Genomic DNA, 13,055 nt, shown 5'->3' on the forward strand with positions numbered 1-13,055 from the left:
CCACGGTTTCCCGTGAAGGCCGGCTTTTCAAGAATCGCTGTGTCAGCGCGAGGCTGACGGCGCAATGGTCTTTAGTTACAGCGGGCGGATGTTCTCAGCCTGCAGGCCCTTGGGGCCCGTTGCGGTTTCGAATTCAACCTTCTGGTTCTCTTCGAGCGAGCGGAAGCCGCTGGAAGCGATGGCCGAGAAGTGCGCGAACACGTCGGCGCTTCCGTCATCGGGAGCGATGAATCCGAAGCCTTTTTCTGCGTTAAACCACTTGACGGTTCCTGTTGCCATGATGATCTCCTTAGGAGTCTTGCGTGGATGACGACTGTCGTCATCCCAATTGCGGCGTACCTGTCCGCTCCTACAAGAAACGGCGGCTCTTCAGATGAAGGAACCGCCGTAAATCAATCACTGCGTAACACTACTACTGCGTTGCCAACACTAACCCACGCTTCGTCGAGATGCAAGCGATTTGAATAATCGGCTGAGTATATGCCGTATCCCGTACTGTAATCGCCTGAGGGAATATGCCGTCACGTAGTCTCTCAAACATCCCGAGCACACGCTCGTTTTCATCACGGCTGGGAAGTCGGGCTCAACCTTTTTGGAGGTGCCATGACTGTCACAGCGACCCTTGGCCCTGTACGCAAGACCGCCGCGCGAATCGAAGGACTTGACAATCCGACGACAACTTTCGCCGCCCTATTGAAAACCGTTCGTGAGGCGGGCCTGCTCAAGCGCCGCACCGGTTTCTACATGCTTGTCCTCACCGCGCTGGCCCTCGCCCTCGGCGGGCTCGCCACCGGCTTCATCCTTCTCGGCGACTCCTGGTTCCAGCTGCTCATCGCTGCCGGCCTGGGGCTCGTCCTCACCCAGGTGGCCTTCGTGGCCCACGAGGCGTCCCACCGCCAGATCTTCGAATCCGGCCCGGCCAACGACCGGCTCGGGCGGCTCCTCGCCGACGGCGTCGTGGGCATCAGCTATGCCTGGTGGATGACCAAGCACACGCGTCACCACGCCAACCCGAACACGGTCGGCAAGGACCCGGACATCGAGATCGACACCATCTCGTTCAAGGAAGAAGACGCCGCGAAAGCAACGGGCGTTCTCGCGTTCGTCACCCGCCGGCAGGGCTACCTGTTCTTCCCGCTGCTCACGCTGGAGGGAATCAACCTCCACTTCCGTTCCATCCTGACGCTGTTCACGACCGAGAACGTCGACAAGCGCTGGCTCGAATTCACCCTCATCGGCCTGCGTCTCAGCATCTACCTCGCCATCCTCTTCACCTTCCTCCCGGTCGGAATGGCCTTCGCATTCCTCGGCGTGCAGATGGCCGTCTTCGGCGTCTACATGGGTGCGTCGTTCGCCCCCAACCACAAGGGGATGCCGCTCATCGCCGAAGGCGCCAAGGTCGACTTCCTGTCGAAGCAGGTCCTCACCAGCCGTAACATCCGCGGCCGGGGGATGAGCTACTTCATGGGTGGGCTCAACTACCAGATCGAACACCACCTGTTCCCGAGCATGCCGCGCCCGCACCTCAAGCACGCCCGAGAGATCGTCATCGAGCACTGCAAGACGATCGGCGTGACTTACACGGAGACCTCCCTCGTCCGGTCGTACGCGATCGTCGTCGACTACCTCAACCGGGTCGGCCTGTCGGCGCGCGACCCGTTCGACTGCCCCATGGTCAACCAGTTCCGTCGACCGTGAGCTGATCCCGTCGTCCCCCGTCGCCCTCCAGGGTGGCGGGGGATTTTTCGTCCGGTCACAAGTTCACGGGAATGCGACGGTGGGGAGCCCGAAAGGCTGCCGCTTGAACGCCAGCGCCGCACGTCGAAGATTGTGAACGAAAAGGTGCTCCGACGTGGAGAATCTGTGACGCCGTGTGACCGTTCGCTTCGCGCTCAGAAGAATTCCCAGCTATTTTTATTACGTGCCAGCGCTGACGCGGCGCAGCCTCCCCTTCTTTCTCCCGGAAAGCCCGGTGATTGCGCTGCGCCCGCACGCAGCCGTCTGACACGTCCCGCGCAACAAGAAGGAACCACAGTGAAGAAGTCATCCCTGAAGAAGAGCATCCTGGCCTCCCTGGCCGTCGTGCCGCTCGCCGCGCTTCTCGTCGGCTGCGCCGGAAACGCCGGAACTGCCGACGAAGCGGAGAACGAGACCGTCAAGATCGGCGTCGTCGGCGCCAGCGACCCGTACTGGGAGACCTACGTCGATGCGGCAGCCGACGAGGGCATCACCGTCGAACTCGTCGATTTCTCCGACTACAACCAGCCCAACCCGGCCCTGGCCGAGGGCGAAGTCGACCTGAACCAGTTCCAGCACATCATCTACCTCGCCCAGTTCAACGAGGCGAACGGTGAGGACCTCGTGCCGGTCGGCGCGACGGCGATCTACCCGCTCGGCCTGTACTCCACCCAGTACGAGAGCGTCGAAGACATCCCGGACGGTGCCACCGTTGCGGTTCCCAACGACCCCAGCAACCTGGCCCGCGCGCTCCTCGTCCTCCAGTCAGCCGACCTGATCACCCTGAAGGGCGGCGGCAGCACCTACTCGACCGTCTCCGAGATCGACGAGTCCAAGTCGCGCGTGAAGGTGACCGAGCTCGACCCCACCCTCACGGCCACGTCGCTCCCTGACGTCGCCGCGGCGATCATCAACAACGACTTCATCACCGACTCCGGCCTCGAAGCCAAGGATGCCATCGCCCAGGACGACCCGGCCGACCCGAACGCGCTCCCGTACGTCAACATCTTCGCCGCACGCGCCGAAGACAAGGACAACGAGACGTATCAGAAGCTCGTCGAGATCTACCAGGAGTCGAAGGCCGTCACCGACGGTGTCGTCGAGAACTCCGGTGGAACGGCGGTCATGGTGAAGACTCCGGTGGAGGACCTGGTCGCATCGCTCAAGAGCGTCGAGGAACAGATCGCCGAGCAGGGCTAAGCACACGTCGAAGCACCACGTGCGCGAGAGGCGCCGGAGCGGATGCTCCGGCGCCTGTTCGCGTCGCGGCGTGTTGAAGAAATCGAGAGAGGAAAACCCGTGAGCATCGTCAGCATGACGGATGTCGTCAAGTCGTATCCGTCGTCCGAGAAGAACGGCGCCCCGGTCGTCGCGATCGACGGCGTGACGCTCCAGGTCGAGAAGGGTGACGTGTACGGCATCATCGGCTACTCCGGCGCCGGAAAGTCCACGCTCGTCCGCCTGGTGAACGGCCTCGAGAAGGCCACGTCGGGCAGCATCGTCGTCAGCGGCACTGAGATCACCTCGCTGCGCGAGCGGTCGATGCGTGCGGTGCGCGGAGACATCGGGATGATCTTCCAGCAGTTCAACCTCTTCAACTCGAAGACCGTCGCCAGGAACGTCGCCTACCCGCTCGAAGTCGCCGGACGGTCCAAAACCGAAGTCACCGCCCGTGTCGCCGAGATGCTCGCCTTCGTCGGGCTCAGCGACAAGGCGAAGAACTACCCGGACCAGCTGTCCGGCGGCCAGAAGCAGCGGGTCGGCATCGCCCGGGCACTGGCCACCTCACCGTCGCTCCTGCTCGCCGACGAGGCGACCAGCGCCCTGGACCCGGAGACGACGAGCGAAGTGCTCGCCCTCCTCGACCGGGTCAACCGCGAACTCGGGGTCACCATCATCCTCATCACCCACGAGATGGACGTCATCCGCAGCCTCGCCACCAAGGTGGCCGTCATGGACGGCGGTCGAATCGTCGAACGCGGGGATGTCTTCGACGTCTTCTCGCAGCCGGAGAACGCGGCCAGCGCGCGGTTCGTCTCGACCGTGGTGCAGGGCATCCCGTCACCGGTCGAAGTCGCTACCCTCAAGGCCCGTCACGAGGGACGGATCGTCACTTTCTCGTTCCGCGACGGCAACGCCTCGCAGGCGCAGGTGTTCCTCGACCTCGCCGAAGCCGGCATCCGCTTCGAACTCGTCTACGGCGGGATCAACGACATCCGCGGCCGCGCTTTTGGGCACCTCACGCTCGCGCTGACCGGGGAGGACGCAGCCCTCGACGCCGCTCTCGCCCGAATAGCCACCCACTCAGAAGTCACGGAGGTGAGCCGATAATGGACAAACTCATCGACCTCCTGCCCTTGCTCGGTGAAGCCGCGTGGGAGACGCTGTACATCGTCGCGGCGAGCCTGCTCTTCGGCGGCATCGCCGGCCTCTTCATCGGGCTCGGTCTTTACGTGACGCGCGCCGGTTCGATCCTGGAGAACCGGGTCGCGTTCACGGTGATCAACGTACTCGTGAACATCTTCCGGCCGATCCCGTTCATCATCTTCATCGCCGCCATCCAGCCGCTGGCCCGTGCCGTCCTCGGAACCGGCATCGGCAACGGCGCGCTCATCTTCGCCATCTCGATCGGCGCCGCCTTCGGCATCAGCCGCATCGTCGAGCAGAACCTGCTCACCGTGTCGCCCGGGGTGATCGAAGCCGCACGCGCGGCCGGTGCCGGGCCGTTCCGTATCATCCGCACCGTCCTGCTCCCTGAAGCGCTCGGGCCACTGATCCTCGGTTACACCTTCGTCCTGATCGTTCTCGTAGACATGTCCGCGGTGGGCGGCTACATCGGCGGCGGCGGCATCGGCAACTTCGCGATCCAGTACGGCTACCGTCAGTTCAACCCCGCCGTCACGTGGGCGGCCGTGCTTGTCGTCATCGTGTTCGTGCAGCTGATCCAGTTCTTCGGGAATTCCCTCGCCAGGAAGATCATGCGGCGTTAGGTTCGCGACTCCGGAGCCGTCAGCTGCGGTCGAAGCCCATGCTGAGCTTGCGGAGCAGTGCCGCGAGTTTCTGCTGATCCGCCGCGGAGAGCGCCGCGAGCATGTCGGCCTCCGCGTCGACGAGGCGTGTTATGGCGGCGTCGACCCGGGTCAGACCGGTCAGCGTCATCACCACGAGAATGCCGCGGCCGTCACCCGGATCCGCCTTGCGCTCGACAAGTCCGGATGCCACGAGGCGGTCGATCCGGTTCGTCATCGTGCCGCTGGAAACCAGCGTCTGCTGCAGCAACTGCTTCGGGCTGAGGGTGTACGGCTCGCCCTCCCGTCGCAGCGCGCTCAGTACGTCGAACTCCCACGATTCGAGCTTGGACCGGGTAAAGGCTGTCCGCCGCGCGCGGTCGAGGTGGTGGGTCAGCCGGCCGACACGGGAGAGCACCTGCAGCGGAGCGAAATTCAGATCGGGGCGTTCGCGCTGCCACGCTGTGACGATGCGGTCGACTTCGTCATGATCTTCGGGCATGCGTCCATTATGACGGCGAGCGGGCCGCGCAACTCTCCAGCAACTTTCTGGCAGACTGGACTACTGCATGCGAGTGCGGTCCGCCTTAGTGTAATGGCAGCACGGCAACCTTTGGAGTTGTTCGGTCCAGGTTCGAGTCCTGGAGGCGGAGCGGTGCGTCCTGGTCTTGTACGACCTGGACGACCCGAATGTGGGCAGGTCGCCCGATCGGATTTTCTGGGGAGTATCGTGCCAGACAACAACCTTGCCATCGTGATCCTGGCCGCCGGCCAGGGAACGCGCATGAAATCCTCGACTCCGAAGCTTCTCCATCCAATCGCCGGCGTGCCGCTGGTCGGTCACGTCCTCGCGACGGCCCGCGCGCTCGACGCCGCCCATGTCGTGGCCGTCGTTCGCTACGAACGCGACCGACTCGCTGAAGTGATCTCGTCCGAGCTCCCCGACAGCATCATCGTCGACCAGGACGAGGTTCCCGGCACCGGTCGCGCTGTAGAGCAGGCCGTCGACGCGCTTCCGGCGGACTTCGAGGGCGACGTCCTCGTGGTCAACGGCGACGTCCCCCTCCTCGACGCCGACACCCTGTCCGCGCTTGTCGCCCGGCACCGTGAGGAGCGGACTGCTGCGACGCTGCTCTCCGCCGTTCTCGACGACGCCACCGGGTACGGTCGCATCATCCGCGGCGAGTCCGGGGGACTCGACCGCATCGTGGAACAGAAGGATGCCTCGGTAGAGGAGCGGGCGGTGCGCGAGATCAACGCCGGCGTCTACCTCTTCACGCTCGGCGCCCTCCGCGCCCAACTGGCGAACCTCACCACCGACAACGCCCAGGGCGAGAAGTACCTCACCGACGTGGTCGGGCTGCTCCGCAAGGCGGGGAACGCCGTCGCCGCCATTCCGGTGGCAGAGCCCTGGCTGGTCGAAGGCGTCAACGACCGGGCCCAGCTGAGCGCCCAGGCCCTGCGCCTGAATTCCTTCATCGTCCGGGGCTGGCAGATGGCCGGGGTGACCATCCAGGACCCGGCGTCGACCTGGATCGACCTCACGGTCAGCCTCGCGCCCGATGTGACGGTCAAGCCGGGCACGCAGCTCCTCGGTGCGACCGCCGTCGAGACCGGCGCCGTGATCGGCCCGGACACCACCCTCGTCGACTGTGAGGTGGGGGAGGGCGCCGAGGTGAAGCGCACGGACGCGACCCTCGCGGTGATCGGCGCGGGAGCATCCGTCGGGCCGTTCTCCTTTCTGCGGCCGGGAACGATCCTGGGCGCAGACGGCAAGATCGGTGCCTTCGTCGAGACCAAGAACGCGCGGATCGGCGCCGGGAGCAAGGTCCCTCACCTGTCCTACGTGGGCGACGCCGAGATCGGTGAGCAGTCGAACATCGGCGCCGGCAGCATCTTCGCGAACTACGACGGGGTGAAGAAGCACTCGTCGGTCGTGGGGTCCCACGTGCGGACCGGTTCGCACGGCGTATTCGTCGCTCCGGTTAGGATTGGCGACGGGGCGTATACCGGAGCTGGAACGGTCGTCCGCAAGGATGTCCCGGCCGGAGCGCTGGCGATCAACGTCGCCCCCCAACGCAACATGGACGGCTGGACCGAATCCCACCGTCCGGGCACGGCGGCAGCTGAGGCTGCTGCCCGGGCCCAGCACACGTCCCCCGAAGAAAACTAAGCACTAAAGCCGACGGTGTCGGCAGGAAGCAGGGCTCGTGTCGGGCATCAAAAGCAGCGGAGTGAAACGACTGGTCCTCGTGTCAGGGAGGGCGCACCCGCAACTCGCGCTCGACATCGCTGCAGAGCTCGGCTCAGAACTCGTACCGACCGACGCGCGAACCTTCGCCAACGGCGAGCTCTATGCCCGCTTCGACGAAAGCGTGCGGGGGAGCGACGCCTTCGTCATCCAGTCGCACACCGCGCCGATCAACGAGTGGCTGATGGAACAGCTCATCATGGTGGATGCCCTCAAGCGGGCTTCCGCCAAGCGGATCACGGTCGTCGCCCCGTTCTACCCGTACGCCCGGCAGGACAAGAAGGGCCGCGGCCGCGAGCCGATCTCTGCCCGCCTTGTCGCCGACCTGTTCAAGGTCGCCGGCGCCGACCGCATCATGAGCGTCGACCTGCACGCCGCCCAGATCCAGGGCTTCTTCGACGGCCCCGTCGACCACCTGTTCGCGATGCCGGTGCTGCTCGGCCACTTCCGTGAGAAGCTCGATCCGGAGACCCTCACCATCGTCTCGCCCGACATGGGTCGGGTGCGTGTCGCCGACATCTGGAGCGACAAGCTCGGCGTCCCGCTGGCGATCATCCACAAGCGCCGCGACCCGCTCGTGCCGAACCAGGTTTCGGTGCACGAGATCGTCGGACAGGTGGAGGGGCGTGTCTGCCTGCTCGTCGACGACCTCATCGACACCGGCCGCACCATCGTCCGTGCAGCTGAAGCGCTCAAGGCTGCCGGGGCACTCGGCGTCGTCGTCGCAGCCACCCACGCGGTCTTCAGCGACCCGGCAACCGAGATCCTGCAGAGCGACTTCATCGACTCCGTCGTGGTCACCGACACCCTGCCGATCCCGGAGGAGAAGCGCTTCGCGACCCTCACCGTGCTACCGATCGCGCCGCTGCTCGGCCGCGCCATTCGTGAGGTCTTCGAGGACGGCTCCGTGACGAGCATGTTCGACGGTGCCGCATAGGCGGCGTCCCGTCACCCAGCCATGAGAGAGGGCGGGATATCCCGACTATCCCGCCCCCAAAGACCCTCCGGAATATCCCGTCGTCCGGGTGCTCTCACTAGCACCTAAGCGGGGTAACTCGGGGAAGGATCTTCTACTGCTGAGAGTAAGTTTTAACTCCGCCCCTGTACAGGGGGTTGACAGTTTTTCAAGATGTGTTCTCAGCGATTAGAGAACGTTCCGCCCTCTGACGCGGAGATTCTGATGCTCTGCTCGAGGAGTTCATCCTCGGAGATCGCGATGCCGGCATCCGCGAATCGCTGCCTCAGTGCGTCGAGGATTTCGGCCTGGTCGTGGCCGGCGAGGTCCGCCTCTTCCTGCACGAGGATTCCGGCAACCTTGTCTTCGAGCGGCTGCGGGTGCTGGTCCTCGACGGGGGCGTCCTGGGTGCGGTCATCGGTCATGGTGAACTCCTCACGGTTGGGTCCCCATTGTCCTCCGCTGCGGGCGTGACGCCAACGTCGCCGCGGGGCATCCGGCCGATTCCCAGCCGCCACGGCCCGCGTCAATAGACGAAGATGGCCAGCCATTCGGGGTTGTGGGCGTGGAGGAGCACGAGGAACAGCACGAAGTCGAAGAGCAGGTGCACACTGACGATGTAGCTGAGCGACTTGGTCTGCTTGAAGATCCAGCCCTGTACGAGAGCGAACGGGAAGATCAGCAGCGGGCCCCAGGCGTGGAAACCGAGCTCCCAGAGGAACGAGGTGAACAGGACCGCCTGGATCAGGTTCGCCTGCCAGTCGGGAAAGTGGCGGCGCAGCAGGGTGTAACAGGTGCAGATGAAGAACAGTTCATCCCAGATGCCGAGCGCATTGGTGCCGAGGAACAGGCGGGCGATCTCATCGGGCTCGGATGCCGCGGGCCAGTTCTCGTAGACACCCGTCGGGATCATGTACACCGGGAGGAGGACCCAGCCGAGCACGACGACGGCGATGAGGTACCACCACTCGACTTTGGTCCAGCGCTGCCCGGTCGCCACCGGGAACCGAATGGCGTGGTCGCGGTAGACGAACCGTGAGGTGAGGTAGGGGACCAGCACGGCGGCGGCGAGGGCGGTTCCCATGACGAGCATGTGGTCCCAGGAGATGTCCGTGTTGATCTGGACGAGGCTGATGATTCCCAGCCCGACAGCGATGAGCAGAAGGTCCTTCGCGAGGGCGCGGTTGACGATCAGGGCGGCGACGAGGGCTGCGGCCAGCACGATGTAGCCGCCCGGACGCCAGTGGACGCCGAAGAGCAGGAATCCCGATGCGGCGAGCAGCAGCCCGGGCAGCAGATTCCAGCTGACCACCTGACGGGTAGCCGTCTGGGGCGTCGAGAGGTTGGTAGTCATGGGGCCTTCCGGGTGTGTTACTTCGAGCGTACCGGCCCGGGGCGCATCTGTCGGAGAGAGTCGGTCGCGCGGGCGGATCGTCCCCGCGCGGGTGCGCTTCCACCGGCGCGCGGGCACAACACCCGCGTGCTCCATCGGCGGCGCAGCATCCCGCCGGCGCGGTAAACGAAACCGGGCCCCCGTCGATGACGGAGGCCCGGTTCGTGTGACGAACGACTAGTGGCTGTCGACGGCCTGGACCTCGCTGCGGTCGCCGGACCACAGCGTGTGGAAGGTGCCTTCGGCGTCGACCCGCTTGTAGGTGTGGGCACCGAAGAAGTCACGCTGGCCCTGCACGAGCGCGGCGGGGAGCCGCTCTGCCCGCAGTCCGTCGTAGTACGACAGCGACGACGAGAACGCCGGAGCAGGGATGCCGGACTGGGCCGACGCGACGACGACACGACGCCAGGCCTCCTGCGCCCCGGTCATCGCGTCGGCGAAGTACGGTGCGGCGAGGAGAAGCTTGAGGTCGGGCACTTCGGCGTACGAGTCGGCGATGTGGTTGAGGAACTGGGCGCGGATGATGCAGCCGCCGCGCCAGATCTTCGACACGGCGCCGAGGTCGATGTTCCAGCCGTGCTCGTCAGCCCCGGCCGCAATGGCGTCGAAGCCCTGCGAGTAGGCGACGATCTTCGATGCGTAGAGGGCGAGGCGGACGTCCTCGATGAAGGCGTCTGAGTTTTCGACGGTCCAGTCGTCGCTCGGTCCGGGAAGGTCGGATGCCGCGTTCCGCTGCTCCGGGTGCGACGAGAGACCGCGCGCGAACACGGCTTCGGCGATTCCGGAGACGGGGACGCCGAGGTTGAGCGCGGTCTGGACAGTCCAGACGCCGGTGCCCTTGGAACCGGCCTGGTCGACGATGACGTCGACGAGGGGCTGGCCGGTCTTCGCGTCGACCTGGCGGAGCACCTCGGCGGTGATCTCGATGAGGTAGCTCTCGAGTTCGCCGCGGTTCCACTCGGCGAAGACATCGGCGATCTCGGCCGGCGACTTGCCGGTGCCGCGGCGGATGAGGTCGTACGCCTCGGCGATGAGCTGCATGTCGGCGTATTCGATGCCGTTGTGGATCATCTTGACGAAGTGGCCGGCGCCGTCGGTACCGATGTGCGTCACGCACGGCTCGCCCTCGGCGACGGCTGCGATCGAGGAGAGGATGGGACCGAGGGTCTCGTAGGCCTCTGCTGAGCCGCCCGGCATGATCGAGGGGCCCTTGAGGGCGCCTTCTTCTCCGCCGGAGATGCCGGCGCCGACGAAGTTGATGCCGGTCTCGCGGACGGCCTTCTCGCGGCGGATCGTGTCGGTGAAGAGGGCGTTCCCGCCGTCGACGATGATGTCACCCGGTTCGAAGAGCTGCGTGAGCTGGTCGATGACGGCGTCGGTGCCCTTGCCTGCCTGCACCATGATGATCGCCGTGCGCGGCTTCTGCAGCGACGCGACGAAGTCTTCGATCTTCTCCGACGCGATGAAACCGGCCTCGGGGTGCTCGGTGAGAAGGGTGTCGGTTTTCTCCCACGAGCGGTTGTAGACCGCAACGGTGTTCCCCTCACGGCTGGCGAGGTTGCGGGCCAGGTTGGAGCCCATCACCGCCAGCCCGACGACGCCGATGTTGGCCTGGGCCTTGGTTGTATCCGCCATGAAGATCTCCTCTTGTGGTCAGCGGTCAGAAGTTCGGACAGTCCTCGCGAAGAGGAGTGGAAAAGCAGGGGGGAGCCAGGTCGACGCGACCGGGCTTGGTGTACACGCTAGCAAATCGGGTATGTCGGATTCCTCACGTGACGCCGGTGGCGTGGTGAGGTCAGAGCCTGGTTCCGAAGGTGTCGCACCAGACGTTCTCGTTGAACGTACCGGTGAACTTCGAGAGACCCTGGATCTTCTCGACCGCTGCGGCGATCGCTTCGCGGCTCGGCGCGTGCGCGTGGATCATCGTCTTGACCATCGGCACGTCGATCAGGTGATTCGGCTGCGCGAGCGACACGAAGACCGTGGGGACCTCGGTGACGTACCAGGGGATTTCAGCAGCCATCGGCGTCGACCAGGTGATGCGGATGCTCGCCTCCTGCGCGAAACCGGTGACGTTGGCGAAGACGATCGCGGCGTCGTACTTCTCGGCGTACTGCTCGTTGGCTTCATCGGCCATGACGGTGTGGAAGTAGACGTTCTCTTCGCCCTCGGCGGCGCGCTGCTTCGCGTTCTTGAAGACGTGCACGTCGAAGCCGGCCTTCTCCAGTTCGTCCCTCGCGACCTCGAGGTAGCCGCTCGGGTCCGTCCCGGTGAAGTCGGCCTGCCCACTGATTCCGTACAGCCGGATGCGTTTGTGCGTCTCGGGCGTGAGGGGGAGGTTGCCCTGGGTGTCCTTGACGAGGGTGACCGTCTTGTCGGCGATCGTCGCTGCGATGGCGTGGTGCTCGGCGCTGCCGATGACCGCCAGCGCTTCAGGGCCCGGAACGAGCTCGTTCCGCGGCGTTGCGTGCAGGCCGAGCGACGCCTTGAGCGCGAGGATGCGAAGCACGGCGTCGCGGAGGCGCTCTTCGGTGATCACGCCGCTGCGGTATCCGTCGAGCATGTACCGGAAGTCCTCGTCCGCGTTGCGGAAGAACAGGAACATGTCGCAGCCGGCGGCGATCGCCGCCGGGACGAGCTCGCTGCGTTTCTTCGCCTGCGTCATCCCGATCATCATCGACGCGTCGGTGAGGATCAGGCCGTTGAAGCCGAGTTCGGTCCGGAGGAGGTCGTTGAGGAGTTCGGGGGCCAGCGTGGCGGGGAGGATGTCGGCATCCGTCATTTCGGGGCGGAAATGCTTCGACAGGTCGGGGGCGCCGATGTGCCCGATCATGATGGATTGCACACCGTGGTCGATGAGTTCCCGGTAGACCCGGCCGTAGCTGGCGTTCCAGTCGTGGTAGCCGAGGGTGTTGTAGCTCGTGACCACGTGCTGGTCGCGTTCGTCGATGCCGTCGCCGGGGAAGTGTTTCATCGCGCAGACGGTGTTCGACTCGCTGATGCCGTCGAAGTACTCCTTGGCCCGTTCGATGACGACGTCCGGGGTGTTTCCGAACGAGCGGGTGCTGATCACCGTGTTGCGCCAGTTGTAGTGGATGTCGACGATCGGGGCGAACGCCCAGTTGCAGCCCATCGCGGCGGTCTCCCGGCCGGCGACCTGGCCCATGAGCCGTGCGATGGACTTGTCGGGGTGAGACCCGGCCGCGAGGTGCGTCGCGACGAGCGTCCCGTCGTCGGCGCTGCCTGCGCCGCCCATCTCAGGATTGGATGCGACGAGGAGGGGAACCTTCGCCTTCGACTGCGCGTAGCGGATGTGGTCCTGCACGGTTTTCGAATCCGCGCCCATGTAGCGGATTCCGCCGACGGCGTAGTTGCCGACGATGTTGTCGAGGTAGCCCTCGTCGAACGACACGTTGAGGTTGATGAAGAGCTGGCCGATCTTCTCCTCGAGCGTGAGCGACTCGAGCGTTTCCTCGACCCAGGCGACAGCGGCATCGTCGAGGAAGAAGGGCTTGGCGCGGAGATCGACCATGAGGACATCCTTGTTTTCAGGGGAAGCACGGCGCGGAGACACCCGCGGCATCTTTCTATGAGACACCACGCCGCGCCGATTTGTCAACCGATTGCCAAACGGCCGACGCACCATTTGGCAATCGGTTGCATAAATGGCAAAACCGACCTAGGCTGAGGCCCATCGCCTTGCGGATCCGT

The 13,055-nt window shown here is 65.1% G+C and carries 12 protein-coding genes and 1 tRNA gene; 7 read left to right on the forward strand and 6 right to left on the reverse strand.

Going from position 1 to position 13,055, the window contains the following annotated elements; genetic code table 11:
- Positions 1 to 75: 75 nt before the first annotated feature.
- Entirely contained in the window at positions 76 to 279 is a 204-nt protein-coding gene (locus tag ABIE24_RS10815) for a cold-shock protein (protein WP_090712708.1), read from the reverse strand.
- Between the two features lie 324 nt (positions 280 to 603).
- Here ABIE24_RS10815 and ABIE24_RS10820 point away from each other — a divergent pair, with 324 nt between their 5' ends.
- The 4 genes from ABIE24_RS10820 to ABIE24_RS10835 all read left to right on the forward strand — a co-directional run bounded on the left by ABIE24_RS10820 (position 604) and on the right by ABIE24_RS10835 (position 4,727).
- On the forward strand, positions 604 to 1,698 hold the full coding sequence (locus ABIE24_RS10820) for a fatty acid desaturase family protein (protein WP_354499503.1): 1,095 nt from the start codon (positions 604 to 606) through the stop codon (positions 1,696 to 1,698).
- 336 nt (positions 1,699 to 2,034) lie between these two features.
- A complete protein-coding gene (locus ABIE24_RS10825) occupies positions 2,035 to 2,937 on the forward strand; it encodes a MetQ/NlpA family ABC transporter substrate-binding protein (RefSeq protein WP_354499505.1) in 903 nt (300 codons plus the stop codon).
- Between the two features lie 99 nt (positions 2,938 to 3,036).
- Positions 3,037 to 4,068: a methionine ABC transporter ATP-binding protein gene (locus tag ABIE24_RS10830; RefSeq protein ID WP_354499507.1), complete on the forward strand. Its 1,032-nt coding sequence runs from the start codon at positions 3,037 to 3,039 to the stop codon at positions 4,066 to 4,068.
- Positions 4,068 to 4,727, forward strand: coding sequence for a methionine ABC transporter permease (locus ABIE24_RS10835; RefSeq protein ID WP_354499509.1), 660 nt, complete (start codon positions 4,068 to 4,070; stop codon positions 4,725 to 4,727). Before ABIE24_RS10830 ends, ABIE24_RS10835 begins: the two co-directional genes overlap by 1 nt.
- A 19-nt stretch (positions 4,728 to 4,746) precedes the next feature.
- Here ABIE24_RS10835 and ABIE24_RS10840 read toward each other — a convergent pair whose 3' ends face one another.
- Complete coding sequence (locus ABIE24_RS10840) at positions 4,747 to 5,247, reverse strand: MarR family winged helix-turn-helix transcriptional regulator (protein ID WP_354499511.1); 501 nt, start codon at positions 5,245 to 5,247, stop codon at positions 4,747 to 4,749.
- 79 nt (positions 5,248 to 5,326) lie between these two features.
- On the opposite strand from ABIE24_RS10840, the gene ABIE24_RS10845 reads away from it, so the two are divergent.
- The 3 genes from ABIE24_RS10845 to ABIE24_RS10855 all read left to right on the forward strand — a co-directional run bounded on the left by ABIE24_RS10845 (position 5,327) and on the right by ABIE24_RS10855 (position 7,933).
- A tRNA-Gln gene (locus ABIE24_RS10845) sits at positions 5,327 to 5,398 on the forward strand.
- Positions 5,399 to 5,475: 77 nt separating this feature from the next.
- Positions 5,476 to 6,918, forward strand: a complete 1,443-nt coding sequence (glmU, locus tag ABIE24_RS10850) for a bifunctional UDP-N-acetylglucosamine diphosphorylase/glucosamine-1-phosphate N-acetyltransferase GlmU (protein ID WP_354499513.1) — start codon at positions 5,476 to 5,478, stop codon at positions 6,916 to 6,918.
- Between the two features lie 37 nt (positions 6,919 to 6,955).
- Entirely contained in the window at positions 6,956 to 7,933 is a 978-nt protein-coding gene (locus tag ABIE24_RS10855; RefSeq protein ID WP_354499515.1) for a ribose-phosphate diphosphokinase, read from the forward strand.
- 200 nt (positions 7,934 to 8,133) lie between these two features.
- Here the strand turns inward: ABIE24_RS10855 and ABIE24_RS10860 are convergent, their stop codons facing one another.
- The 4 genes from ABIE24_RS10860 to ABIE24_RS10875 form a co-directional block, all read right to left on the reverse strand.
- Positions 8,134 to 8,376 carry a hypothetical protein gene (locus ABIE24_RS10860; RefSeq protein WP_354499517.1) on the reverse strand — a complete coding sequence of 81 codons (243 nt, stop codon included), beginning with the start codon at positions 8,374 to 8,376 and terminating at the stop codon, positions 8,134 to 8,136.
- Positions 8,377 to 8,477: 101 nt separating this feature from the next.
- Entirely contained in the window at positions 8,478 to 9,305 is an 828-nt protein-coding gene (locus ABIE24_RS10865) for a CPBP family glutamic-type intramembrane protease (protein WP_354499519.1), read from the reverse strand.
- A gap of 216 nt (positions 9,306 to 9,521) precedes the next feature.
- Positions 9,522 to 10,979 (reverse strand): NADP-dependent phosphogluconate dehydrogenase, encoded by a 1,458-nt coding sequence (gene gnd, locus ABIE24_RS10870; protein WP_354499521.1) that lies wholly within the window; start codon positions 10,977 to 10,979, stop codon positions 9,522 to 9,524.
- Positions 10,980 to 11,139: 160 nt separating this feature from the next.
- On the reverse strand, positions 11,140 to 12,876 hold the full coding sequence (locus ABIE24_RS10875) for a glycoside hydrolase family 3 protein (protein WP_354499523.1): 1,737 nt from the start codon (positions 12,874 to 12,876) through the stop codon (positions 11,140 to 11,142).
- Positions 12,877 to 13,055: the final 179 nt, after the last annotated feature.

It is taken from the genome of Mycetocola sp. 2940, from assembly GCF_040548835.1.
GTDB lineage: Bacteria > Actinomycetota > Actinomycetes > Actinomycetales > Microbacteriaceae > Mycetocola_A.

Coding starts and splice junctions, on each gene's coding strand:
- ABIE24_RS10840 (WP_354499511.1), bottom strand. CDS start 5,247: ATGCCCGAAGATCATGACGAAGTCGACCGCATCGTCACAGCGTGGCAG.
- gnd (WP_354499521.1), bottom strand. CDS start 10,979: ATGGCGGATACAACCAAGGCCCAGGCCAACATCGGCGTCGTCGGGCTG.
- ABIE24_RS10860 (WP_354499517.1), bottom strand. CDS start 8,376: ATGACCGATGACCGCACCCAGGACGCCCCCGTCGAGGACCAGCACCCG.
- ABIE24_RS10815 (WP_090712708.1), bottom strand. CDS start 279: ATGGCAACAGGAACCGTCAAGTGGTTTAACGCAGAAAAAGGCTTCGGA.
- ABIE24_RS10835 (WP_354499509.1), top strand. CDS start 4,068: ATGGACAAACTCATCGACCTCCTGCCCTTGCTCGGTGAAGCCGCGTGG.
- ABIE24_RS10865 (WP_354499519.1), bottom strand. CDS start 9,305: ATGACTACCAACCTCTCGACGCCCCAGACGGCTACCCGTCAGGTGGTC.
- ABIE24_RS10875 (WP_354499523.1), bottom strand. CDS start 12,876: ATGGTCGATCTCCGCGCCAAGCCCTTCTTCCTCGACGATGCCGCTGTC.
- ABIE24_RS10820 (WP_354499503.1), top strand. CDS start 604: ATGACTGTCACAGCGACCCTTGGCCCTGTACGCAAGACCGCCGCGCGA.